The organism is Vibrio sp. CyArs1 (genome assembly GCF_022432925.1).
Taxonomy (GTDB): domain Bacteria; phylum Pseudomonadota; class Gammaproteobacteria; order Enterobacterales; family Vibrionaceae; genus Vibrio; species Vibrio mediterranei.
The window spans coordinates 766,078-791,134 of sequence record NZ_JAKRBO010000002.1 but is presented as its reverse complement, the minus strand read 5'-3'; the positions used below and the strand labels follow the sequence as shown (position 1 = coordinate 791,134).

Annotated in this window: 22 protein-coding genes; 11 read left to right on the top strand and 11 right to left on the bottom strand. The window is 43.5% G+C overall.

Translation table 11 applies throughout. The features are described from left to right. Window positions 1–26: 26 nt before the first annotated feature. The 4 genes from rsmS to dinG are packed head-to-tail and all read right to left on the bottom strand — an operon-like array spanning window position 27 to window position 3,591. A complete protein-coding gene (gene rsmS, locus MMA19_RS10300) occupies window positions 27–185 on the bottom strand; it encodes a pleiotropic regulatory protein RsmS (protein ID WP_081875874.1) in 159 nt (52 codons plus the stop codon). Next, window positions 185–700, bottom strand: a complete 516-nt coding sequence (priC, locus tag MMA19_RS10295; protein WP_240206143.1) for a primosomal replication protein PriC — start codon at window positions 698–700, stop codon at window positions 185–187. The genes rsmS and priC overlap by 1 nt, the downstream gene beginning before the upstream one ends. Window positions 701–727: 27 nt before the next feature. After that, window positions 728–1,501: a TSUP family transporter gene (locus MMA19_RS10290; RefSeq protein WP_006074961.1), complete on the bottom strand. Its 774-nt coding sequence runs from the start codon at window positions 1,499–1,501 to the stop codon at window positions 728–730. 14 nt (window positions 1,502–1,515) lie between these two features. Further along, window positions 1,516–3,591: an ATP-dependent DNA helicase DinG gene (gene dinG / locus MMA19_RS10285; RefSeq protein WP_240206142.1), complete on the bottom strand. Its 2,076-nt coding sequence runs from the start codon at window positions 3,589–3,591 to the stop codon at window positions 1,516–1,518. 534 nt (window positions 3,592–4,125) lie between these two features. Between dinG and MMA19_RS10280 the strand changes: the two genes are divergently transcribed. The 3 genes from MMA19_RS10280 to MMA19_RS10270 all read left to right on the top strand — a co-directional run bounded on the left by MMA19_RS10280 (window position 4,126) and on the right by MMA19_RS10270 (window position 8,571). After that, the gene (locus MMA19_RS10280; RefSeq protein ID WP_240206141.1) at window positions 4,126–5,157 is read left to right on the top strand and encodes a porin; all 1,032 of its coding nucleotides are present in this window, start codon (window positions 4,126–4,128) and stop codon (window positions 5,155–5,157) included. Window positions 5,158–5,327: 170 nt separating this feature from the next. Next, on the top strand, window positions 5,328–6,023 hold the full coding sequence (locus MMA19_RS10275) for a DUF2057 domain-containing protein (protein WP_240206140.1): 696 nt from the start codon (window positions 5,328–5,330) through the stop codon (window positions 6,021–6,023). Window positions 6,024–6,276: 253 nt separating this feature from the next. After that, window positions 6,277–8,571: an efflux RND transporter permease subunit gene (locus tag MMA19_RS10270; protein ID WP_240206139.1), complete on the top strand. Its 2,295-nt coding sequence runs from the start codon at window positions 6,277–6,279 to the stop codon at window positions 8,569–8,571. 259 nt (window positions 8,572–8,830) lie between these two features. Here the strand turns inward: MMA19_RS10270 and MMA19_RS10265 are convergent, their stop codons facing one another. The 3 genes from MMA19_RS10265 to MMA19_RS10255 all read right to left on the bottom strand — a co-directional run bounded on the left by MMA19_RS10265 (window position 8,831) and on the right by MMA19_RS10255 (window position 11,796). Further along, the gene (locus MMA19_RS10265; RefSeq protein ID WP_240206138.1) at window positions 8,831–9,727 is read right to left on the bottom strand and encodes a TonB-dependent receptor; all 897 of its coding nucleotides are present in this window, start codon (window positions 9,725–9,727) and stop codon (window positions 8,831–8,833) included. A 142-nt stretch (window positions 9,728–9,869) separates the two neighbouring features. Beyond that, complete coding sequence (locus MMA19_RS10260; protein ID WP_240206137.1) at window positions 9,870–11,204, bottom strand: DUF4397 domain-containing protein; 1,335 nt, start codon at window positions 11,202–11,204, stop codon at window positions 9,870–9,872. Between the two features lie 148 nt (window positions 11,205–11,352). After that, window positions 11,353–11,796, bottom strand: a complete 444-nt coding sequence (locus MMA19_RS10255; protein WP_031495097.1) for a cytidine/deoxycytidylate deaminase family protein — start codon at window positions 11,794–11,796, stop codon at window positions 11,353–11,355. A gap of 300 nt (window positions 11,797–12,096) precedes the next feature. On the opposite strand from MMA19_RS10255, the gene MMA19_RS10250 reads away from it, so the two are divergent. Beyond that, entirely contained in the window at window positions 12,097–12,876 is a 780-nt protein-coding gene (locus tag MMA19_RS10250; RefSeq protein WP_198558047.1) for a tetratricopeptide repeat protein, read from the top strand. A gap of 81 nt (window positions 12,877–12,957) precedes the next feature. On the opposite strand, the gene MMA19_RS10245 is transcribed toward MMA19_RS10250, so the two are convergent. Beyond that, entirely contained in the window at window positions 12,958–13,881 is a 924-nt protein-coding gene (locus tag MMA19_RS10245) for a pyridoxal-phosphate dependent enzyme (RefSeq protein ID WP_240206136.1), read from the bottom strand. 444 nt (window positions 13,882–14,325) lie between these two features. Here MMA19_RS10245 and arnB point away from each other — a divergent pair, with 444 nt between their 5' ends. The 7 genes from arnB to arnF all read left to right on the top strand — a co-directional run bounded on the left by arnB (window position 14,326) and on the right by arnF (window position 21,923). Continuing rightward, window positions 14,326–15,486 carry a UDP-4-amino-4-deoxy-L-arabinose aminotransferase gene (gene arnB, locus MMA19_RS10240; RefSeq protein WP_006074389.1) on the top strand — a complete coding sequence of 387 codons (1,161 nt, stop codon included), beginning with the start codon at window positions 14,326–14,328 and terminating at the stop codon, window positions 15,484–15,486. Between the two features lie 3 nt (window positions 15,487–15,489). Next, on the top strand, window positions 15,490–16,488 hold the full coding sequence (gene arnC / locus MMA19_RS10235) for an undecaprenyl-phosphate 4-deoxy-4-formamido-L-arabinose transferase (RefSeq protein WP_006074390.1): 999 nt from the start codon (window positions 15,490–15,492) through the stop codon (window positions 16,486–16,488). A gap of 24 nt (window positions 16,489–16,512) precedes the next feature. After that, on the top strand, window positions 16,513–18,495 hold the full coding sequence (gene arnA, locus MMA19_RS10230; protein ID WP_240206135.1) for a bifunctional UDP-4-amino-4-deoxy-L-arabinose formyltransferase/UDP-glucuronic acid oxidase ArnA: 1,983 nt from the start codon (window positions 16,513–16,515) through the stop codon (window positions 18,493–18,495). Further along, the gene (arnD, locus tag MMA19_RS10225; protein WP_240206134.1) at window positions 18,495–19,409 is read left to right on the top strand and encodes a 4-deoxy-4-formamido-L-arabinose-phosphoundecaprenol deformylase; all 915 of its coding nucleotides are present in this window, start codon (window positions 18,495–18,497) and stop codon (window positions 19,407–19,409) included. The genes arnA and arnD overlap by 1 nt, the downstream gene beginning before the upstream one ends. Before the next feature lie 89 nt (window positions 19,410–19,498). Beyond that, complete coding sequence (gene arnT / locus MMA19_RS10220) at window positions 19,499–21,151, top strand: lipid IV(A) 4-amino-4-deoxy-L-arabinosyltransferase (protein WP_240206133.1); 1,653 nt, start codon at window positions 19,499–19,501, stop codon at window positions 21,149–21,151. Then, window positions 21,151–21,498, top strand: a complete 348-nt coding sequence (locus MMA19_RS10215) for an EamA family transporter (protein ID WP_240206132.1) — start codon at window positions 21,151–21,153, stop codon at window positions 21,496–21,498. Before arnT ends, MMA19_RS10215 begins: the two co-directional genes overlap by 1 nt. Then, window positions 21,498–21,923 carry a 4-amino-4-deoxy-L-arabinose-phosphoundecaprenol flippase subunit ArnF gene (gene arnF / locus MMA19_RS10210; protein WP_240206131.1) on the top strand — a complete coding sequence of 142 codons (426 nt, stop codon included), beginning with the start codon at window positions 21,498–21,500 and terminating at the stop codon, window positions 21,921–21,923. The genes MMA19_RS10215 and arnF overlap by 1 nt, the downstream gene beginning before the upstream one ends. A gap of 26 nt (window positions 21,924–21,949) precedes the next feature. On the opposite strand, the gene MMA19_RS10205 is transcribed toward arnF, so the two are convergent. From MMA19_RS10205 to MMA19_RS10195, 3 genes are read right to left on the bottom strand one after another with little or no spacing between them, the layout of a single operon-like run. Beyond that, entirely contained in the window at window positions 21,950–22,585 is a 636-nt protein-coding gene (locus tag MMA19_RS10205; RefSeq protein ID WP_240206130.1) for a sugar transferase, read from the bottom strand. Window positions 22,586–22,595: 10 nt separating this feature from the next. Further along, window positions 22,596–23,783, bottom strand: coding sequence for a glycosyltransferase family 2 protein (locus MMA19_RS10200; protein ID WP_240206129.1), 1,188 nt, complete (start codon window positions 23,781–23,783; stop codon window positions 22,596–22,598). Window positions 23,784–23,822: 39 nt separating this feature from the next. Beyond that, the gene (locus MMA19_RS10195; RefSeq protein WP_240206128.1) at window positions 23,823–24,938 is read right to left on the bottom strand and encodes a glycosyltransferase; all 1,116 of its coding nucleotides are present in this window, start codon (window positions 24,936–24,938) and stop codon (window positions 23,823–23,825) included. Between the last annotated feature and the right edge of the window lie 119 nt (window positions 24,939–25,057).

Sequence of the window (25,057 nt, the reverse complement as noted above, 5' to 3'; positions counted from 1 at the left end):
TATGAAGTTTGGGTAGAGATTTTGGCCTAAGAGTTCTCCACTTTTCTTAATAGATCGCTTTTCACGATTTCTAGCGCCTTGAGTGCCACTTTAGGATCAACCTCATTACTTTCCAGTAGAAAGATAAGATCAACGGCAAGTTTGATTTCTTCAGGTGCGTTATCGAGCCCAGATTCAGAAGACATTATATAAACCTCATCTTTTGATTGATGGTGTGCTGAATCGCATTCATAGCATTGCGGCAGCGTTGTAAACGTTGTTCGGTCGAGATAAGTTGTAGTTTGGTAGTTTGATCATCTGTCAAACACTGTTCTTGTTGCCTCACAAGAGTGCACAACTTTTGTTCCCAAACTTGATGTTGTCTAAGGTCAGCTCTCAGTTGTTCAAGGGATTTGCTTTCTAAAGCAGTATCAGTGGGTGTATTAGCAATGAGTAAGACTCGCTCAATCGCTTCAAGCTGCTCGGTAAACTTTGTCACCCAAATTTCTGAAGAAGAGGTGCTAATACCTTGTTTACTCAATGTGATGATTTTATCTAAGGTTCGCTCGGCTTCTATAACGCAAGGTTGAAGCAGTATGTTGGAAATGGAGAAAAGGTGTTCATCAAACAGTGGCTTTTTATGACCACGATTCTTAAAATCAAACTCTTGAGCATCTTGATGGAGTTGTTCTAGTCGAGCTTTAACTTCAGATAATTTCATTGCAGCTCCTCTTTCTCTTCGACCAAATTATAACCAAGCATCATACGCCAGTTTGATGGCCAGAATGCTTACAACGGTAACAAAGATAGGTCGAATGAACTTAGCACCAAATCGAATAGCGGAATGTGCGCCGATATAAGCACCAGCCATTAAACACAGCCCCATGGTTAAGCCCAAGACCCAATTAATATGGCCTAATACTGCAAATGTTATCAATGAGGTAAAGTTACTGGTGAAGTTCATCGCTTTTGATAGACCGGAAGCGAATAAAATGTTCAGTCTATATAAAGCCATTGAACTGACGGTCCAGAATGCACCAGTGCCGGGACCGGCAACACCATCGTAAAAGCCTAAAGACAGCCCTTGTAAGTACTGCTTTCGATTAAACTTTGGACAGCCTACATGGACCTTGTTCTGTTCATCGCCTTGAGGTGCTTTTTGAAAAACCGTGTAGAGCGCTGCGGCAAGAATAATAAGAGGTAGGATCTTTTCTAACCATTCGGTGCTGATCATATCAACAACGAGAGTACCAATAGTCGCGCCGATGAGTGTCGCAATAAAAGCTCGATACCAGCATTCAGGGCTAAATAACCTTTTGCGATAGTAGGTAAACGCTGCGGTAGATGAGGCAAACGTAGCTGCTAGCTTGTTAGTACCGAGTGCTATGTGTGGAGGAAGCCCTAGCGATAGCAGTGCAGGTACCGTTAGCATTCCGCCGCCGCCTGCGACCGCGTCAATAAAGCCTGCAGCAAAGGCGACAAGCGCCAAAATAACCAACATGCTAGGTTCGATAAATTCCATCGAGATTTGAGACCTTAGTATTCTATTGTTCTTTTAAAAGGGGGTAGGGAATCGAGCAGAGACTTGCCATACCTTTTTGTGACGATTCGCCTATCGAGAATATAGAGAGTTCCACAGTCTCTTTCTTTACGTAGCAAACGGCCTGCAGATTGTATCAGTTTTTTACTCGCCTCTGGAACTGTAATCTGAAGAAATGGATTGCCACCTTTGCTCTCTATATATTCGGAGTGTGCTTGCTCGATGGGAGAAGTCGGCACCGCAAAAGGTATTTTAGTGATAATCAAGTTCTCTAGTAGCTCCCCTGGTAAGTCGAGCCCTTCAGAAAAGCTTCCTGTTCCAAAAAGCACACTGGTTTTTTGACATTGAGTCAGTGTTTTATGTTTATTTAGAATTTCTGTACGTGATTTCTCGCCTTGAATCTGCAGATGCCAACCTTTTAGAGCGAATTTCGATCGCACCTCATCGGCAACTTTATTCATTTGCCAATAAGAGGAAAACAGCACTAAATTACTTTTGCCGTCCTGAATAAAGTCGAACAGCTTTTCAGTCAACTCTTCAGTAAACTGAGGGGCCTGCGGTTCATTACGCATTTTGGGCACAATAAGCTCTGCTTGTTCTGCATAATTAAAAGGTGACGCTAAAGCTAAAAATTGGACGCCATCTTCAGATTTCTGACTGATACCTGCTTGGTTACAGAAAAAAGCGAAGGAATTGAGTGCACGCATCGTCGCTGAAACAAGGACGGCGCCTACACATCGAGACCATAACTGCTGATCTAATTGCCAGCCTACCTCAAGAGGCGCGACACTGATTACGTAGTCACCCTCACGCTCTTTGCTTTTTTCTACCCAGCGTGCCAATGGTGCACCTTTCTCTTTTTTAGGCTCGGCCATGAGTCGCCATACCGCAGCTAGATTATCAAATCGCTGAATATAGAAACCCAATTCGGCTAAAGCGGGTTCGGCTAGTTTGGCTGAAACCTCTCCGTCTTTGAGTCTTTCTGAAATGAGGTCAGCAATTTTCGCCGATGCTTGTGCGCCTTTTTGAGAAAACTGTTTGAGTGCTTTAGACTGCTCTTCTAGCCAGCTGGGTAACTCGCCATTCTCGAAACGACAGCTTTCTTCTTCAAATGGAAGACCAGAGCAATAAGTGTTGACCTCATTTAATAGTGGAATGAGTTGTTGTATGGAATCCTGCAGTTCATTACGAAAACGACCCACTCGCTTTTCATCGGCTAAACCAGAGAACTTACTCGCAGACTGATTCAATCTTTCTAACCAAGAGGCGGCACCCTTTAAAGTAGCCGCTGCGGATGCATGGTCTCTAGCTACGTGCGGTAGATGGTGAGCTTCATCGAAGATAAAGATGGTATTTTCGGGATCTGGGAGGATGACGCCGCCACCAAGGTCTGCGTCCGCCATTACCAAACTATGGTTGGCAATAATGACATCGTTTTTATCAAGTTCAGAACGCGCTTTAGCGAATGGGCAGCCTCGGTGAGCAGGTAAACTGTTATTGCAGCTGTGCTTTTCGCTAACGATGGTTTGCCAAATGACATCATCAATGGGCTTCGGCCAGGAGTCTCTGTCTCCTTCCCATTTACCTTGAGCTAGCTTCTCGTACATGAGTTGAAGCTGTTCGATATCAGATTTTTTAGGCTTACTTTCAAACATGGCCATTTGACCACCATCGGCACCGCATGCCACGGCCAATTTCTCGGCGCAGCAATAACGCTGTCTTCCTTTAGCAATAATAAAAGAGAAGTTTTGATCGGTAATACGTCGGAACAGTGGCAAATCCTTATCAAGTAACTGTTCTTGCAAGGCGACTGTTGCGGTAGAAATAACCACCTTACGATTATTTTGAACGGCAACAGGTATAGCTGCCATTAAATAAGACAGACTTTTTCCAATCCCGGTACCTGCTTCTGCAACAATCATACGAGTTGATTTGTGATACTGGCCACAAAGTGTTTTAGCGATCTCTGAAACAAGGTAGTTCTGAGCTCGACGCGGAACAAAGTTTTCTAGCTGATTCTGAAGGTTTTGATAACTCTGGCGAATGGATTGTTGGATTTTACGGGTAAGCATAAACAGCCCTAAATTGACGACGAGCGAGTGTAGCACACTTTAGCTAGTGAAAAATATGCTCAAAAGCAGTCGTATATAGTGTGGGTATTTAGATCAAAGTCACAAAAAATAAGTGAACTTTCACATTAGGTTATATTTTTTGCATGATAAAAAATATAAAACGCCAAAAAACATAGTTGTAACGAATAAAATTCTGTCTAGTGTATGCGATTTCCACTATTTATAGAATTATATTTATGAATGTTACCTAAAAACAAGACTAGCGTTGCAATCGAAAGGTGTTCAAAAAATTTGCGATACATCACGATGAATTCTGTAAGTTGTTGAATTTAATGATTTTACATATATTTATTTATTTCGTTTAGAGTGTTTGACATTGTCTGATAACTTTTGCATTCTTGGTTTCGAGATTTAAAGACGCTGAATCAACCAAAGGACAAAAGGTTGTCGTTCTGAAGGAAGATTTAGACGTCACATATATTAAAAAAGGGAACCGAAAAGGAATTCCCATCTAAGAAAAGGCAGTGGATTATCATGAAAAAAACTCTAGTAGCTCTAGCTGTACTAGCAGCGGGTTCTGCGCAAGCAGGTATCGAAATTTATAATCAAGACAAAGTAACGGTTAACTTGAAAGGCGATATTGAAGTTGTTTATCTTCAAGGTATCGGTGTTGACCAAGAAATGGAACAACAGATCCAAGATGCTGATTTTGGATTTGATGTTCGTTATGCACTTAACGATGACCTGCAGTTTGGTGGTTATTGGGAGTTTGACGGTGCTAGCTCAGACGTTACTAAGGGCGAAAACAAGAATGCATTAGTAGGAAACACATATGTTGCTGTATACTCAGCGACTTATGGTTCTGTGAAGTTTGGTCGTTTAGACTCGGTACTAGATGACGCAGGTATTGGTTCAGATTACCAATTTGGTTTTGATGCATTCTTCTCTAACGAGTCTCCATTTGGTGCGGATGAGAGTGTTCGCTACGATTTGGATAAAGGCAACTTCTACGGTGCTCTTGCGTACAAGCAAGATAAAAACGATGATGCAGGTCTGGGTACAGATGGCAATATGGTCGATGCTAAGCTAGGTGCTCGTTTTGCTGATTTCGATGTGCGTGCTTTCTATGGTAAGGCTACATTCAAAGGTGTAATCGACGGTACTGCTGTTTCTGGTTCTACCGACGAAACCCTTTACGCGTTAGAAGCTGGTTGGGCAGGGGTAGAAAACCTAAACATCGAAGCGGGTTACTATAATTTAAACAATCAAGCAGATAAGACAACGAACATCTACGGTCTAGCAGCAGATTATACTATCGATAAAGTTGTACTAGCAGCAGGTCTTCAGTACGCAACTTTTGACAAAGAAACTTATACAAGCGCGGATGGCTCTACTGACACTGCAGATTCTACTACTGGCTGGTTCTTAAACGCAGGTTATAAGATTGCGCCAAGTGCTACAGTTTACGCGGAAGTCGGCGGCAACAACGGATATAGTAAAGATGCGAATAATAACTACAAAACAAACGATGTAGGCTTCGCTCTTGGTGCTAAAGCTGAATTCTAATTTAATTTAGAGCAGATAATTTTAGAAAGAGTCACCTTAGGGTGACTCTTTTTTTTGTGCGCATAATCAATCTTCTACAGCTAAATATTCCTAAAAATGGCTATTTTGAGATTTGAATCTATGGCATTCTAGCCTAATAACCCAATCGTATTTTGTAAGGGAGTCGGGTCGTGAAAAAAAATATGGTGGCCGCATTGGTTGCGCTTGGTTGTTCCTTTTCAGTAAGTGCGGCAACACTTGTTCCTCTCAAAGGGGTTTCTGTTTATTTTATCAATGGACAAGAAGCGGAAAGCCGAATAGGAAAAAACGAGTTGGCGGAAGGTGAAAACCAAGTTGTAGTGAGAATGGATAAAAAAGTAGGAAAAGGTAGTAGCTCAGGTGTGTTCACCTCTGCTCCCTACGTTCTCACATTCAATGTTTCTGGTGATGAAGTAAAAATCAATCATCCAGTTGCTAGAAGTGAGCAAGAGGCTAAAGCTGCATTTAGAACAGACCAACCTGACTGGCGCATCACACAAGACGGCAGTAATCTTTCCTATTCTCAAGAGAAACTTCAAGCACAAAGTGGTTTCTTACCTTATATGAAAATGGATGAGCTTATTGCAGCACACAATGCTGAAAGAGGTATTGTCTTCGATAACGGTCAAATGACCAAGGCGGAACAAGCTACCACAGCAACCTTAGTGACAACAGCCGCGGTTGCAACTTCTAAGGATGTTACTGCAGCAAATAATAACGCTCCGAAAACCACAGTAAAAGCTGAACCGACAAAAGTAGAAAATGTCGAGCAACTGAAAGCTTGGTACCTTAAGGCCTCAAAGGAAGAACGTAAAGAATTCCGCAAGTGGATGATTGATCAAGAATAATCATTTGATGTGATGAATATTGCAAAAAGGAGGCAGATGCCTCCTTTTTTATTAGTCGGGTCTGACAGGAAGTTAACCAATGTTTAGCGATTTTGGGCTATCATTGCCTTAATTAACGTTTGTATCAAATCTTACCGTGAACCGATTTATCTCTCATATTCTACGCTTTCCTAAGCTAACACTTTTTCTCGTCCTTTCTCTGACCGCCCTTTGTGCTTGGTATGGGCAACAACATTTTAAAATGAACGCGGATTTGTCTTCTCTAGTAAAACAAGAGGGGCAATGGGTTGAGAATTTAGCAACGTTAGATCGCACGTTCCCTGACACTGGGAATGTCGTATTGCTTATTACTAGTAGTAGCGACCCGCAGTTAAGGCAGCATGTTGACGATTTATCGGACGCTTTAGCAAACGAGGCTTTGTTTAAAGACGTATTCGCGCCAAGCTCACTGTCTTGGTTTGAACAATACTCGCTGGGCTTCTTTTCAGACACAGAATTTCAACGTTTATTAGAGACAGCACAGGATGAAATTGCACCTGCCGCTCAAGCAGCAAGAGCACAAAACATTAACCAATACTTTGGCTCCCTCGATAAGCAAGCTCAAGCATCCCTTGGACCTCTGCTGTCAGCGATTGATAGCAAAGTAGTGGATTGGCAACAATTATTAAAAACTAACATAGAGCTACCTAAAGCGTTTGCTATTACGATAGTGGCTCAGCCTGACGAGACAGTAAAAGAGCCCAATAGGGCGATAATAGAAACTATTCACCGTGTTATCGAATCTCAGAATTTACCGAATGACATCAAAGTCCAAATTACTGGCCAAGCAGCCTTAGACTTTGATGAAATCGCCGATGCGAACAACAGTATTACTATTGCTGGATCTGCGTCTTTGTTAGGTTTGGTTCTAATACTAGCTATTGGCATTCGCTCTCTACGTGTCATTCTTGCTTGTTACGTAACAGTACTAGTCGGCTTAGTATGGACATTTGCGGCAGGTCTATTTGTTGTTGGTTCTTACAATACGATATCCATCGTATTTATGGTTATGTTTATCGGTTTAGCCGTCGATTTTTCCATTCACCTCTGTTTGCATATTCATGAACTGAGAACGAGAGGTGATAGTAATGTGACAAGTTTGAAAGAGGCAGCAGCCCATTCCATTAGACCGCTTACACTGTGTGCTTTATCTTCGGCCCTAGGGTTCTTAAGCTTCTATCCTACTAGTTACACTGGTTTAGGTGAATTGGGCATTATATCTGCGTTGGGTATGATTTTAGGTCTAGCCGCCACGTTTATCATTATACCGTTGTTCTTCACTTTGTTTGGGTATCCAACCGTGAAGCACCAAGTGGATACTCACCGATTTGTATGGTTTGGAAAAAAACTGAATGAAAACAAAAACCTGGTAGTCGCAGCTTCATGCCTTCTTGCTGTCGGTATGGGGTATGGTGCAACACAATTTAAATTCGACTTCTCGACATTGGTTCTTAAAAACCCTAATTCCGAGTCGGTGGCGGGCTTAAATGCACTTCAGCAACACGGTCTTGGTTCGAGTTACCAATTGTATGCTATAGCAAAGGATCAGCAAGAAGCTCAGCAGTGGAAAAAAAGGCTATTGAATCAGAATAGCGTTCAAGACGTAACAATTGCGAGTGATTTTATACCTAATAATATCGAACAGCGATACTCACAACTAAACAATGCTATAAATGCTCAGTCAGTCGACGAACCAATGGATTATGCCGAATTTAGACAGTCTGCATTGTCAAAACATTGGGTTGATGCTGAGAAATTACCTACAAATATTGACACCCAGAAAGTGACAATGGACCTCTTTGAAAACCTTTCATCACTTGCTAATAATCCAGAAGCTAAGCTTGTCGCTCCGACAGTCAGTCAGTTACCAAAATCACTTCAACAACGCTACATTGCTAATAGTGGAGAGTGGTTGGTTGCCGTTACTCCCAAGGGAGATATGACAAATGTTCATGAATTAGAACAGTTTATCTCCCAGGTGAAAAAAATCGCTTCTAATGCAACAGGACGTGCAGTAGCAGAGCAAGAAGTTGGAAGCATTATTGTCCAAGCGTTTCAAGCCGCCATCTTGATGTCGGTATTTGGTATTGCACTGATTTTGATTTGGACAGTAGACAAGAAGCGTGATGTTATTTTGATCTTTATTCCGCTTGGCCTAGCTGCAATCACCACTTTAGGCATGATGCATTGGTTTAATCTATCAATGAACATGGCCAATATTATTGTCATCCCTTTGATATTTGGATTGGGAGTCGATAATGGTATTCACATCGTTAAGCGTTTTAGAGCCGTTAGAAACATCGATGCTTTCTTTAAAACCTCTACACCTAAAGCGTCCTTGATTAGTTGCCTAACGACACTCGCCACGTTTGGAGCGCTAATCGTCGCAGAACATAGAGGGATGCATTCTATTGGCTTAGTGCTAACCATCGCACTTAGCTGCATCTTGGTATTTAGTTTGGTTTTACTACCGGTATTACTAGAACTAACAAAGAAAAAAGCGACATAATCTGCACAAAGCCAAAGAAATAAAGGTGGTCATCCCTGCGCAGGCAGGGATCTACTCAAAGCACGCACTCAATGCCGTGCAACAAGCCCCCAGCCTCCGTAGGCTGTCAATTACCTGAAGCGAGCCCAAGGGAAGAAGCCACGTCATTCCTGCGTAGGCAGGAACCTACCCAAAGCAAACATAAACTCAAAGTAGATGTAAATTCCGTGATTATCTAATTAAATCGATGCGTTAGATTTCTCTTTGGCAATCTCGGTAGCTAGAATCGTGCGTCCAAAGTAACAAAGAAGCTCTTACGTTGACCCAAACCCATTTCAGTAACTAAAACCCAATTAGGTGTAAACTCATATTGAGCACCTACTAAAGTATTCCAGTGGTTTGCGAGGCTTTGATTTACCTTGAATCTACCCTCACCGTCTTTATTAACCAATCCAATTAGTCCGGACAGCTCAGAAGGTAAGCTCAAGTCGCTGATTTTTCCTGATAGACTTTGCTCAACATTTTGATATTGGGCACCAACCCAAATACGAACAGGGAAGTCTGAGGTTCTGGAAAAATCGTAACCTACTCTTGGCGAGAAAACGATAGAATCAATTTCCCCTTCAATAACGGTTAACTGTGTTTTTGTATAGCTAACATCTGCAAGAGCAAACCAGTTCTCATATCCGCCAGCGATAACCGTTCCTGCTCCATATAAATACCCGTCGAGATCCAGCCTGAAGGGCATATCTGTTTCTACACTACCGAGCCCTTTAATTCCGATAGAACTAATGGTTGTCTCTGAATAGCCTTGAACTTTTCCGCCAATGGCATAAAAGTTCAAAAAAGGAAGCAGCCAAACATCTGCCTTGAGAGTTAAAACGTCACTCTCTTGATATCCACCCTTTGTGTCGATTGCTATCGTATCTGATCCAATAGGTAAGCCGAAAATTGGTGTTTTTAAACCATCAAATTGAATGGAATCTATATTAATGTTTTGCGACACATTCATATACCCCAAGCTAAGTCCAACCGCTTCGGGTAGAGTATATCCACGCTCTTCTGCTTCCTTCTTAAATAGAGGTAGCTCGATGGCGTTCGCTGAACCTAGACCTAGAGATATTAAGGTAGAAGTGCATACGGCACGCTTGAAAACGGAAACAAGAAAATTGGTCATTGATGGAGTTACTATTGGCTCAAATTATAAGATCGCGGATTGTAGTGGACTAAAACATATATGGAAAGAAAATTAATGGTAAGGCTGAGCAAAAAGCCCGCTACATGTTAATAGCGGACTTTGGTCAGACGTGAGCTTTAAGCTATTTGTCTACATTGAGCGCAATCGAGTTTTCAGTAGCGAACGCTGTCGCGACGTTACCATTAGCTAGTGTGACTCCAGAAGCAGACAAGAGTACGTTTGTCGTTCCAGCGGCTGCAATGGCAAAATCATAGGTTCCAGCATTGACCTCTAATACAGCGGTTTCTTTAAAGTTAACGCCTTCCAAAACAACGGTGTTCGCAGAGAATCCGGTGCCTGCGGCTGCTGCATGAATATCAACGGTGCCTGCAACTGGATTTGCGTGTAATACACGTAGTTTTGCGTAGGAGGCCACACTTCTGAGATCATCTTCGATCACCACAGGTTCAATAGATTGATCCGAAAAACGTCCCACAGCAAAAATCGTCGTTTCCGAGCCAGCAGAAAATAATGTTCCTGGAGCTTGAATTGCTTCTGGTGTAGTTGCTCCAGTAGGAGTGACGGTTAAGTCATATGATGAAGCGGCCAAATCAAGGCTTTTGATTTTTTCAAAACCAATAACATTTAATCCTGTCACTACGTTACCTGATGCTCGAACGTCGACGTCACCGAGGTCGGCAACGGCATGACCTACTCGCACCGTTGCTTTTTCTCCTGTACTACGCAACACGCTGACAGCGGAACCGTCAGCAACCAGCAAATTAACAGGTGATACCATTCCTCCACTGACATTTGGCACAGCGGTAACCATTAGATCGCTGCCACCGTCTAATGTCAGGGTTCCACTGTCGTAAACTACATCTGCATCAGTACTCTTTCCAGCCAGCGTAATTCTAATGCGATAATCACCCGCAGGTAATGTAACTGGGAGCTGAGATTCGTCTTCTTTGAAAGTAAGGTCTGAAACAGCGATAGTGCTGGCACTAATACTTGGGTCTGTCGTCAGGTGAATATCGACGCCACCAACTCCCGGATGACCATGTAATACGTCCAATCGCACGGATTGAGCATCTGGACCGATTGTCGAACGTGACAAAATCACAGGCTCGATTGCGTTAACGTTATTTACCGCAAAAACGTCATACTGCATGTCTGGTGCAAAATTGACAGCATTAGCAGTGATGACATCCGCGGTCGTATCTCCTGCCAATAAACCTCTGACGATGAGGTCGTGATTACCCGCATCTACAGTAATTAGCCCGCTGCCTTGTTGATAATCCACTTCAGAAAGTCCGCTGGCGATAGCTCCGTCAAGTAATATTGAAACCTGCGGTGCATCAGCACTAGCATGCGTTACACGAAGTTGAGAAGTAGGGGTTGAGTCGTGAGAGTCGCTTCCACAGCCAGCTAGGAACGTTGCTGCAGAAGCAAATAGTGAAAGTTTGACGATGTTCATGTTAAGCCTCATTGCATTCATTATTTGCAATTTGGCTTACGGTTTCCCTAGGCTATCAGTTCATTGCGAGTTGAGTAATTAGCTCTTTAGTTAAGAATCAGATGGTAAGTTCTAAACTAAAAGATAAGCACTCGGACTGCTATGATTTCTAATCTAGTTGTTCTAAAGGTAGCCAATCTACATGAACACCTGCTTGCTCAAACATATCTTGGCTCAGTGAAATTTTTTCACCCCAACGAGACAGAAAGTCTTCCGTTTGTTGCGGACAGTGCACGACCGAAATACCAGTTTGGATAATCTTTGCTGCGCAATTAGGGCATGGGAAATGGGTAACCCAGATCTCACAACCGTCTAAATCTCTCTTTGCAAATAAAATTGCGTTCTCTTCAGCATGCAGAGTTTTGAGATATTTGGTTTCTCGTTCATCGACTTCTGCACTATCAGAAATGCCATGGGGATACCCATTAAAGCCGACAGAAACGATTCGATTATTTTTGGTAATAACGGCACCAACTTGCGTCGATGGGTCTTTACTCCAGGAACCAACCAGTTCCGCCATCTGAATGAATCGTTTCGCCCATTTAGAGACCATAACTACTCCGTTCTTTATCTAATTTGACCAATTCAAAATCTTTTCTGAGTGTACAAAACTTACTAGGGTAAAACGAGGGATTTCTGTAAACGATTGCAAGGCTGAGCCTTGTAGGCTCAAATAGGGCGGGACTTGAAAAGGCAAACGATATATTTGTGCTTAGTTTGCGTTCAACCCACAACATTTTTGTGACTAATACGAAATTCTTTGTCAGAGTATCGCTAATTCTGTTTTAATTAGTCAGAAGATTATTAATCATATGGCAGAATTTGACGACGTCTTTAAGGATAGGAATAAACAATGCGAAAAACACTGTTAGCGGTTTCCCTATGTGGTCTGTGTTTTAGTGCAGGAAGCCTTGCGTTTGTAAAAGATTGGTCAACAGTGAGCGTAAAAAAAGTTGAGCAAGGTGCCAAGCAAGGCGATCTATTTGCTCAAATAGAGTTGGGTGACCGCTATGCTGACGGCAATGGTGTCAAAGAAAATGACGCCAAAGCGGTGGAGTGGTATCACAAAGCGGCCAAACAAGGCAGCGAATCCGCCATGTACAAGCTAGGCATGATGTACGACAATGGTCATGGTGTAAATTACGATGCCAAAGAAGCGGCGTCATGGTTCGAAAAAGCGTCTCAAAAAGGTAGTGTTCAAGCCCAGTATTATTTGGCTGGTATGTACAAATGGGGACGCGGTGTTCCCAAGAGTAATAGTAAGGCAGTAGAGTATTATCAATTAGCTGCTGAACGCAACTTTGATGTAGCACAGAATAGTTTGGGCGTAATGTATGCTAAAGGGCTGGGCGTCGAGCGTGATGATCTTGAAGCAGTAAAGTGGTATCGAAAGGCTGCTGAGAACGGATACGCTTATGGGCAGCGAAATTTGGCTTATAAGTATTCATTAGGAGAGGGCGTAGAGCTCAATAATGTAGAAGCTTATGCTTGGGCCTCTGTTGCATCTACTAATGGTTATGCGACGGCGGAAAAGCTCCGTGATGATTTAGCGCTCAAGTTAAACGCGGACGAGTTACAGCAAGCTCAACAGAAAGCAAAACTCTATTTAGAGTCGTACTCTTCGCATCAATGATAGAGCGGAGCCTTCTTAGAAACAAAAATGAGGAGCTGTAGCTCCTCTTTTTGTTTCATGTTGCACCGCATTGAGGCTGAACTACCACTCATTTTTTGGTGCGTCGTATTTTCTGCGATAGCGGGGTAGCATGGTCTCATTACCCAGTATGCCACCTTGGTGAATGTACAATAGAGAAACATCTGGGTTATCACTTAACCAAGGTAGTAGGCAACGCCACATCATTGGGTCGTAAAGTAGATCAAACTCCACGTGGGTTTCAGCTTGTAGTAACCGCCAGATCTCATAATCTTCTAAATACAACTTGCCAAAGTGATGTTTGTTTTCGAGCTCAAGAATGGTCGGGGAATAAGAAAAATTACCAAGCTCGTCAAACTGTTGTATTAAGTAATCTTTACCGCCCACACAAGGGCAAGTCAGAACCTCAATACCTTGGGGGGCGAGAACTTGTGCCAAATACAGAGCTGTCGTTCCAGTTCCTGAAGGTAATGCCACTTTAATCTGCTTGTTTTTTTCAAACCTCGACCAACTTAGAATTTCCTCTGCTAACTGCACGATACCTTGACGGGCTGATTGAAAGCGTCCCCCCTCTGGTACGATATAGCTGTCAGTAGAATTGGCGAAGTTGGCTTGTATATAGGCATGCGGATGCGGTGCATTGGGACCTAGCAGCTCTTTGAGGGAGACTATCTCAGCACCAAGCTCTTTAGCTGCCCTGTAGTTACCATTAGGGTTTAGGTCTAACCATTCTGGTTTGTGATCAACAAAATACTTAAGCTTTATACCTTTTATTTTAGCCAGCGCAGCCAAAGAGGTTAAGGAATTTGCTTGAGCGGAGCCCCAACCGATGAGTTGAGTAACGTTCGCTAAATCTGTCTCTAGCAATTCAGCAAATTTCCTCGCCTTATTGCCGTTGAAATGACTATGTAGCAAGTCATCTCGCTTCAAATGAAAATCGTGTCCTTGAAACTGGTGTTGTGTCACGGGACTGTTATTGAGGTTCACGATCATACCTGAATCAAAAAAGTGGACGCTGATTCTACCTTCTCACCATGATAGACACAAACAGAGCGCATACAAATGATTACATTGGCGAGCCATTAAATGTGGCAGAATAGCGCGTTTTCTTAGCTTAGAAAGTGTGAAACAAGAGTCAGCTAAATTTACATAAAACTGACTTAGTGCCCTGAGTGCTATGCTGATTAGATAAATCATAGGATTTTTACTGCTAGGCCAAGAATATTTACCGATAAGTAGCACTTTAGTAAATATTATTGTTAATTTGCCGATACACACATAGTTGTGGGTTATATTTGCGGTAATTATGTTCTAAAGGTCAATGTTTTGTATTGCTAAAACGCATCGACCCTTTTAATTCTTTGAACGCCCTAGTAAACTTTGTTGTCCTTCTTCGTGTCAGAGTACACGATTTAACTGTGAGTTTAAAAAATGAGCCAGCCTTTTCTCCCTTTATGTAGACCTGCTGTAGATGAGCAAGACATCCAAGCCGTGGTCGATGTCCTTCGTTCCGGGTGGATCACCACGGGTCCCAAAAATGCAGAGTTAGAAAATAAAGTGTCTGAACACACTGGTGCTCCACATGCAGTTGCTCTTAGTAGCGCAACTGCAGGTATGCATCTAGTATTGTTGGCTTTAGGTATCGGTCCTGGAGATGAAGTTATCACTCCATCACTTACTTGGGTTTCTACCGTCAATATGATTACGCTTGTTGGAGCAAAACCAGTATTCGTAGATGTTGATGCTGACACCTTGATGACGGATGCTGAGAAAATTGAATCACTGATCACTAGCAAGACGAAGCTTATCATCCCGGTGCATTATGCTGGGGCATCGCTTGACCTTGACCCTATTTACCAGTTAGGTGAGAAGCACAATATCCCTGTGATTGAGGATGCGGCTCATGCTTTAGGTACCGAGTACAAAGGCAAGCCAGTGGGCAATCGTGGTACATGCCTATTCTCTACTCACGCAATCAAAAACGTGACGACGGCAGAAGGTGGTGTACTTACCACGCATGATGCTGAATTAGCTGACAAAGTGCGTCGTTTAAAATTCCATGGTCTGGGCGTTGATGCTTTTGATCGTGAAACTCAAGGACGAGCGCCTCAAGCAGAAGTCGTGGAGCCTGGCTTCAAATACAATATGCCTGATATCTGTGCAGTGTTAGCGCTTGGACAAATGGATCGAATTGCGGAAATCACCGAAAAACGTACGCAGTTAGCGCTGTCTTATCGCAGTCAGTTGGCGTCTATCAAAGGTGTGACGCCACTAGGTTTGGCCTCTCATGAGCACAAACACTGTTGGCACCTAATGATCGTTAGAGTGGATCCTGCTGTTGCAGGCCTTACGCGCGACGACCTAATTGCCGCACTAAAAGAAAAAGGTATCGGAGCAGGTATTCACTTTAAAGCCTGTCATACTCAAAAATATTACCGCGAAAACTACGCGGAATTGTTCGGGGCAATTAACCCTGATTTACAGAATACAGAACGTAACAGTAATCAAATCTGCTCACTACCGCTGTTTCCTGATATGACTCAGGATGATGTCGAGCGTGTAGTTAGCGCCGTTTCAGAAATAATTGGGTAAACCATGAAACACAATCAAGCAATCAACTTTGTCTCTATCGTTATTCCGGTATACAACGAAGAAAACTGTCTACAAGAACTCATTGACCGTACGACCAAGGCGAGTGATAGCCTAGGTAAAGATTACGAGCTCATTCTTGTGGACGATGGAAGTCGTGATCGCAGCGCGGAAATCATTGAAGAAGCATCAGCGAAAGAAGGGAGCCATGTTGTTGGCGTTATCTTGAATCGTAACTATGGCCAACATAACGCTATTATGGCTGGCTTTGAGCAAGTACGTGGTGATTTGATCATCACACTTGATGCAGACCTTCAGAATCCACCAGAAGAAATCCCTAACCTTGTAGCAAAAGCTGAAGAAGGGTTCGATTCTGTGGGGACAGTTCGTAAGAATCGTCAAGATAGTGCACTTCGTCGTTACCCATCAAAGCTTATCAACAAGCTAGTGAAACGTTCTACTGGCGTAGAGATGAATGATTATGGTTGTATGCTTCGTGCGTACCGCCGACATGTTGTTGACGCAATGCTTGAGTGTCACGAGCGCAGCACGTTTATTCCTGTGCTAGCGAATGGCTTCTCTCGCCACACCACTGAGATCGATGTGCATCATGATGAGCGTGCTGATGGTGAGTCGAAATATAGCTTTATGAAGCTTATTAGCCTAATGTTTGACTTGATCACCAGTATGACAACAGCGCCATTACGCCTGTTGAGCATTGTTGGTGGTGGTATCGCTGCGGCAGGTATCGCGTTTGGCGTCATCCTTATGTTGATGCGCATTATGTTTGGTTCTGAGTGGGCAGGTGATGGCCTGTTTACTTTGTTTGCTATCCTATTTGTATTTGTTGGTGCACAGTTTGTGGGTCTAGGCTTACTTGGTGAGTACATTGGTCGTATTTACTCTGATGTAAGAGCGCGCCCACGTTTTTACGTGCAAGATGTTTTAGTCGGTGAAGCCACTAAAAATGCACGTGAAAGCGACGAATTAAAAAATAAAGAATAAGATTTGTATTTAGAGGAATATTCCATGAAAGTAGTAGTGTTTGCCTACCACAATATCGGTTGTACTGGTATTCGTAGCTTGCTAGACGCGGGTGTAGAAATCGAAGCAGTATTTACTCATGTTGATGACAGCAACGAGAACGTGTTTTTTGACTCTGTAGCGAAACTTGCAGCAAAGAACGGTATTCCAGTTTACGCACCTGAAGACGTGAACCACCCACTATGGGTTGAGAAAATCCGTGCGATGAAGCCAGATGCACTGTTCTCTTTCTACTATCGCAATATGATCAGCCAAGAAGTGCTAGATATCGCTCCTAAAGGTGGTTTCAACCTACATGGTTCTTTGCTTCCAACATACCGCGGTCGAGCACCAATCAACTGGGCATTAGTTAACGGCGAAACTGAAACTGGTGTAACGCTGCACCAAATGGTTCAGAAAGCGGATGCTGGCGATATCGTTGGTCAAGAAAAAATTGCTATCACTGACGCTGATACGGCAGAAACGCTTCATAAGCGTATGAACACAGCATCTAGCGATCTACTGAGCAAAGTGCTTCCAACTATCGTAGATGGTTCATTCAAAACAACGGCTCAGGACGAAAGCAAAGCAACTTACTTTGGCCGTCGTACTCCTGCTGACGGTGAGATTAAATGGTCTAACGATTCTCGTACCGTATTTAACCTAGTTCGCGCGGTAACAGAACCGTTCCCAGGTGCATTCACTTTCCTTGGTGAGCGTAAGCTGACTATTTGGAGCGCGGAAGCAAGCGACAAAACATTTGATGTAACTCCTGGTACTATCGTTTCTACTACACCATTAACGATCGCTTGTGCTCAAGGTTCACTGATTGTTAAATCTGGTGAAGCAGAAAACGGTCTATACCTAGGTGGTGAGCAGCTAGCTGCTGAGCTTCACCTTGTTGAAGGCATGCGCTTTGGTTCTCAAGCAAGTGCACTTATTAACGCTAAGAAGCGTCAAAAAGTACTTATCCTCGGTGCTAACGGCTTCATCGGTACTCACCTAACTAAGCGTCTTCTAGACGACGGTGGTTACGAAGTTTATGCAATGGACATGAACTCGAATCAAATCGAAGAGCACCTAAGCCACCCAGATTTCCACTTTGTAGAAGGTGATATCACTATCCACAACGAGTGGATCGAGTACCACGTTAAGAAGTGTGACATCATTCTTCCACTAGTGGCTATCGCAACACCAATCGAATACACGCGTAACCCACTTCGCGTATTCGAACTCGACTTTGAAGAGAACCTGAAGATCGTTCGTGCGTGTGTGAAATACAACAAGCGCATTATCTTCCCATCGACTTCTGAAGTTTACGGTATGTCGACGGATCCTGAGTTCAACGAAGATACTTCACCACTGATCGTTGGTCCTATTAACCGTCAGCGTTGGATCTACTCAGTATCTAAGCAGCTACTTGACCGTGTTATCTGGGCTTACGGTAAGAAAGATGGCCTTAAGTTCACGCTATTCCGTCCGTTCAACTGGATGGGCCCACGTCTAGATAGCTTGAACTCTGCACGTATCGGTTCTAGCCGCGCGATCACTCAACTTATCCTAAACCTAGTTGAAGGTACGCCGATCAAGCTTATCGACGGTGGTGAACAGAAGCGTTGTTTCACTGACATATCTGAAGCGATTGAAGCGCTATTCCGCATCATCGAGAACAAAGAAGGTCTGTGTGACGGTCAAATCATCAACATCGGTGCACCAGAAAACGAAGCGAGCATCAAAGAGCTTGCTGAGACATTGGTTGAGAAGTTTGAGAACCACCCACTGCGTGATCAGTTCCCTCCATTTGCTGGCTACAACCTAGTAGAAAGCAAAGCGTTCTACGGTGACGGCTACCAAGACGTTCAACACCGTAAACCAAGCATCGCAAACGCGAAGAAGCTGCTTGATTGGGAACCAAAAGTTCACATGAACGACACAATCGAAGAGACTCTAGATTTCTTCCTTAAAGGTGCAGTAGCAGAAGAGAAGTAATGGAACAGAATGAAGTCACTAAAGTCGGTCTTCGTATCGATGTAGACACTTTTAGAGGCACCAAACTTGGTGTACCTAAGCTACTCGAAATTTTCGAGAAGCAAGGAGTGAAGGCTTCATTCTTCTTTACTGTTGGACCTGATAACATGGGGCGCCATATATGGCGCCTTTTGCGTCCCGCATTTCTGAAGAAGATGCTTCGCTCTAAGGCCGCTAGTCTTTACGGTTACGATATTTTAATTCGTGGCACTATCTGGCCAGGTCCTGTGATTGGCAAAAAACTTCGTCCAATTATTGAGGCGGCTGATAAAGCTGGTCATGAAATCGGTTTGCATGCTTGGGATCACCACAAGTGGCAGATGAAAACCGATACCATGTCACCTGAAGAGCTGCGCAGTGAGATTTCCAAAGGCTATAACATGCTGAAGGATATTACTGGTAGAGATCTGCCTTGTAGTGCGGTAGCTGGTTGGCGCTGCACTGATCAAACACTTGTTGAGAAAGATGCCTTCCCATTTAAGTACAATAGCGATTGCCGTGGCGATTCTATTTTCTCTCCAGGCGAAGGAATGGCACCTCAAATCCCAGTGACCCTGCCTACCTATGACGAGCTTGTCGGGCAAGATGGTGTCGACAACAGCAACTACAATGATGCTATTCTTAAGCTTATCAAACGCGATGGTTTGAATGTTTATACAATCCACGCGGAAGTAGAAGGTATTGTTTGTGCTGAAATGTTTGAAGATTTGATTGTCAGAGCCAAGCAACAGAATATAGAATTCGTACCCATGATAGATCTGCTTGAAGGGACAAAATCGCCACTTCCACGTGATGCAATAAAAAACATCGAAATGGAAGGGCGAGAAGGGTGGCTAACACACCAGGCGTCATTTGTTGAACGCATGGGACTGTAGTTGCTTTTACGCCTTAAATGCTGCGGCATGTAGATTTGAAACTAGTATAAGCCCATGATGTCATGGGCTTTTATTCAATTGGATGAAGAATGCAACAATCACGAATTAACTGGGCGGTTTGGATACCGCTTTTCTTTATTGCGTTATACATACTACCGCTTGATCTGCGCCCTCTGTGGTCACCAGATGAGCTACGCTACGGTGAGATCTCTCGCGAGATGGTGGCTTCCGGTAACTGGATAGTTCCCACCTTTAACGACCTACGTTATTTCGAAAAGCCGATCATGGGCTATTGGTTTAACGCCATTGCACAAGTTATTTTTGGTGATACCAATTTTGCTGTGAGAATTGCCTCGGCACTCGCTATGTTTGGTTCTGCGCTATTTTTAGTTTCTCTCGTTGGCAGAATGACAGATCGCCGTCAAGGTTGGCTAACAGCAGGTGTGTTTCTTAGCATGTTTATGGTGGCAGCAATCGGTACTTATAGTGTACTTGATGGCATGTTGGCATTCTGGCTTACTGCTTGTTATGCCGCTTTCTATTTTGCAACGGAAGCGACCTCTACCAAGCAACGTTGGCTGCATTACGGTCTCGCGGGCTTCTTTTGTGGTTGTGCAGTATTAACTAAAGGCTTTTTGGCACTTGCCTTACCAGTTATCGTTGTCGTGCCTTACATGATCATGCAAAAGCAGTTCCTAGAGATATTAAGATGGGGCTGGTGGGTAATGTTTGTTGCGCTAATCACTTGTTTGCCATGGTCTCTAGCTATACATGCAGCTGAACCAGATTACTGGAATTACTTCTTCTGGGAAGAGCATATCCATCGTTTCTCTGCTGAAGATGCACAGCATGCTGCGCCGATTTGGTATTATGTACCGTTCCTATTCTTAGGAACTTTACCTTGGGTATTTTGGGCACCGTCTGCTCTTGTTCAGTTGAAGGGTGAGTTTTCAAAGCCACTTATTCGCTACTCTAGTCTCTGGGCGGTAATGCCATTTTTGTTGTTCTCCTATGCAAGTGGAAAACTGGCAACGTATATTTTACCTTGCATGGCTCCTATTGCGATTCTATTGACCCATGGCATTATCAAAGCTTATAACAGCAAAGCGAAAGGCCTAACAATAGGTTCGATCATTAATGGCTTATTCTTTGCGACGGTTGCTATTACATTAATGGTGATGTTCTTTATGGGTAAGCTACCTTTGGATGAGTCTGAATCTTATCGTCCTTGGATTGCGTTGTTCATACTAGGATTTTGGGCTACCTGTGCTTTCTATGCAGCGAAAGCCAAAGCGTTCGAACACAAGTTTGCAGCGTATATGGTATCGCCTTTGGCTCTTTTCGCGCTGTTCTCTACCGTTGTTCCAAACACGACGATTGACTCAAAAATGCCAGCGCGTTTCATGGAGCAGCTAGCACCAAAAGTCACCGATGATATGGTTCTTATCGCTGACTACCCGGATACGATGTCAGCATTAAACTGGTACTTGAAGCGCAGCGATGTTTATCTTACCAAGGCAATGGGCGAAGTGGATTATGGTCTGAAATATGATGACTCGAAGCATCGCTACATTGAGTGGAATCAGCTAGATGACTTTATCAAAGAAAAACAGTTAACGGGTCCAGTGTTGCTGCATTTTAGAGACCTACCACCGTTGCCAGAAGGTTTTCCTAAACCAGATGATCACGTTGACCGTGGCCGTTATCATGCGCTGATCTTTAATCAAAAAGATGCCCAGTAATGACAGTACTGCTGTTTGTACTCTCAGTTGTAGCAAGCTCGCTTAGCCAATATTGGCAAAAGCGAGCCGCTATGTATTTTGAAGAAAATCCACAGCTGTCCGCAGTAGGGAAGCTATTGAGCTTTCCTATGATCCTTGGAATTGTCTTCTTGGCGACCAGCGCTCTAACTTGGTTGGGTGTACTGAGTCAGTGGGATGTATCAGTTGCTTATCCGTTACTAAGCGTTAACTTCGTTATCATGTTATTGGTTTCTAAATTTGCCTTTGGCGAAGTCATTCTGCCCAAGCAATGGCTTGGTGTCATGTGCATAATGATCGGCGTTGGCATTCTTGGAGGAGCTGGTTAATGGTATTGAAAGATCTTAAAGCCGGCTTGCCAATTGCACTTGTGAGCGTTCTGCTCATATCTACTGCTCAGCTCTCTATGAAATGGGGAATGGGAGGGCTTGCATCGCAATGGGACAGCATTGTAGCTCTATTTGGGCAAGCTCAACTGGCCGAGCTGCTATTGCATGTGTGGCCAGCTTTAATTGGTGTTGGCATCGGCCTAGGTTGCTATGCACTGTCTATGGCGTGCTGGGTAATGGCTTTAAAGCACTTGCCACTAGGGGTCGCGTATCCTTTGCTCAGCTTGAGCTATGTAATTGTCTACTTGCTAGCAGTTACTTTGCCTTGGCTCAATGAGTCATTTAGTTGGGTGAAATTGTCTGGGATCGGTTTTATCCTCCTAGGGCTGACCTTTATCTTTACCACGAAAAAGTCCAGCCATTAGGCTGGACTTTTCTTTGTGTCTCAGATTTATCTGCCGCGTCCATCAACCATGATCTTTAGAGTTTTAAACACAATATGAATGTCAGTGGATAGCCAAGTTTTAAATGACGACAGTGATAAGGCGTAACTGTGGTCGTAACCAACCTTACTTCTCACATCTTCAATACATGTATCATAACCTTGATTAACTTGTGCTAGTCCTGTGATACCGGGTAGTACGTCGTAAGTACGCTCTACAAAGAAGGGAATGTCATTCTCAAGCTTGTTATAGAAGTCAGGGCGTTCTGGTCTTGGCCCTATGAGCGACATATCGCCTTTGAGTACATTAATAAACTGCGGGAGTTCATCAAGTCGGGTTTTGCGAAGAAAGCGGCCTACAGGTGTGATTCGCGGATCGTCTTCTGTCGCCCATGTTGCGCCTGAATGGGATTCGGCATCCACATACATTGAACGATACTTGAGTACATGAATGAAGTCCATTCTTTCAGGAGTCCATTTCCCTACTCTGAGCTGCTTATAAAATATGGGTCCTCTCGAGGTAAATTTAATTGCTAGCGCTACAGGTATAAAAGTGATTGCAAGGATGATCATGCCAACACTAGCACCTACAATATCGAAAATTCGTTTTGAGAAGTGAATTGAGCGTCTTTCATAGTTAGTCATAATTATCCTCCTAGCGCGCGAGACGCTGCCATTTTCCATTTTCAAGTCCAAATAAGTAACGAAGCCCACCAATCAAGTTAGCAGTATGGCCAACGATTAAGTATGTAATTAAACGAATGAGTCGCAGCTTTTGAAGAGGTGGGCAGTAGTTTGCTATTGCGGCAATAACGTAAACGGCTACCTGCGAATAAAACAGTACCAAGAAGATAGCGTTTGTTTGCGCCAACCAAAGTGACGAAATCAAGCATGTAATCATTAAGTATGGTGTAAATAGGCGTAGTCCTTTGCCGGAAAAAAAGGTGAATGCAGTTCTTCCATATTGCGGTGAAAATAGATCAAACAACATGATGACCTGCTGCATGTTTCCGGCTGAGATTCGTAATCGTCGTTGGAAGTCTTGTACTGATTCAGTAGGTTCTTGCTCGATGGCATTCATATTAGGTGCGTAGGCAGCTTGATAGTGTTGGCGAACAATCCTCATCGGAATGATGAAATCATCGTTGATTGTATTGTCCGGTAACAATTCAAATAGCGGTGTTCGAATGAAATACAGTGCCCCATGTGCACCAATAGTAGACCCCATAGTGGACTCACGATATTTGATGTTGTTTTGATATTGCCAGTAGTCTGACTCACCGGTTTGGCTAGCATGGAGCAGCTGATAGGTTGAGTTTACGACACCTATGTTCTGGTCTTTGAAAAATTCACTGGCGATTAGGAGGGCATCAACGGAAATAATGGCTGAAACATCTGAAATGCAAGTGATATCAGTGTCGATTTTGGGAATGTATTGGTTGAGGATGGCAACTTTCCCAATATTATCTCTCTGATTGATAATTTCAAAATGGGTATCCGCGCATATGGCCTCTTGTATTGTTGACTCCGCAAAGTGAAGAGTGTTGTCCTCACTGCCATCATCAATAATCAAGATTTTTAGCTTATCTTTTGGATAGTCTAACGATGCGCAATTTCTGATTTTATCTGCTATCCACTGCTCCTCATTATAGGCGGGAATGATAATGGTAACCGTAGGTAGTGCACGATCTCTACGAACGCTACGATAGCCTCTTGGTATGGCAACGCTTGCGACTATTGGGTGTTGGTTAGCCCACCAACGGAGAATCACAGGATATACAGCATGGTGATACACTATGAAAAATGCGCTTAGAATGAATACTCCAATCATTACAACTTCCATACTATGTCCTTTCTATAATTAATCTCGACTAGCCAATTGTTAAGCCTTGAATACTAGATTTCGGTAGGCTTCACTCATTGAACGTACATCATTATTCTCGACAACAAAGTCTCGTGGACAGAATAGGTGACGTGTCTTCAAGGCGTTCTCTAGAGCTTGCACTAGAGAAAACACTCGATTTGACTTCGTTGTCACACCAGATAATGGGCAGAGAGTTTCCTTTGCTGCACCAACATCCGTAACCACTACTGGAATGTTGCACGCTTGTGCTTCTAGTGGCGAAAGTGGAAACCCCTCACACACAGAGGGAAGACAGAACAGGTCAAGCGATTGGTAAAATGAAGGCATATCGTTTACTAATCCAAGGAAGTGGACCCTGTCCTCCACTTTCAACGCTTTGGCAAGGTCTTTGAGCTCTTGCTCAAGGGAACCAATACCAGCAATAGCGAGGTGGATATCGTTGGAAAGTCGTGCAACGGCCTTGATCAAAGTCGCCTGTGCTTTGACAGGTTCTAAGCGACCAGCAGTACCAATAAGGATAACCTTGGAGGGTAAATCAAGTATACGCCTTGCCCCTGCCTGATTTGCAGGTACGAATCGGTTACAATCCACTCCATTTTTAATCACCTTCGGCGTGGTGTACGGAAAAAGCTGAGAAAGCTGCTGCTGAACCTTTTGAGCATCAGCGACTAAGATAGGGTTAACCAATTTGAGTGCGAGGTTTTCTACCTTTTGACGTTTTGCGTCGGTTAAGTGCCACATATCATGCTCGGTATGAATCCGTGCTGGAACTCGGTTGAGTCTTGCGGCAATACCACCATAGATTAGAGGCCCAATATGATGAGTGTGGACAACTTGGGGCTTGAGTACCTTAAGGAGTCGATACATCACTCGAAGCAGAGTAATTTGGGAACCTGGCTTTTTGCCAAGAAAAAACAGGTGTGAACGGTATTTGATAAGTTGTGGCCAGTGTTTGATGGCTTGTTCAAGTTCCCCCTCCAAACTGATGATAAATACTCTCTCATCTTCGTTCGCTTGCTTAAGCAGCTCAAGAACCATGGTTTCAAGTCCTCCGGGAGCGAGGTGTTGAACAACGTGTACGACCTTGTATGTGGGACCAGAGTTGTGTTTTGGGATAAGGGGTGAGCTTGCCATAATTTGCTCCTTGCATAGGCGTTGCATTGTTAATCTAGCATTGCACAGGTTGTGCCAAATTTATAAGTAAGTAAAAACATATAGTTAAGCTCAAAACATATGGCTTTCCCGATATGACA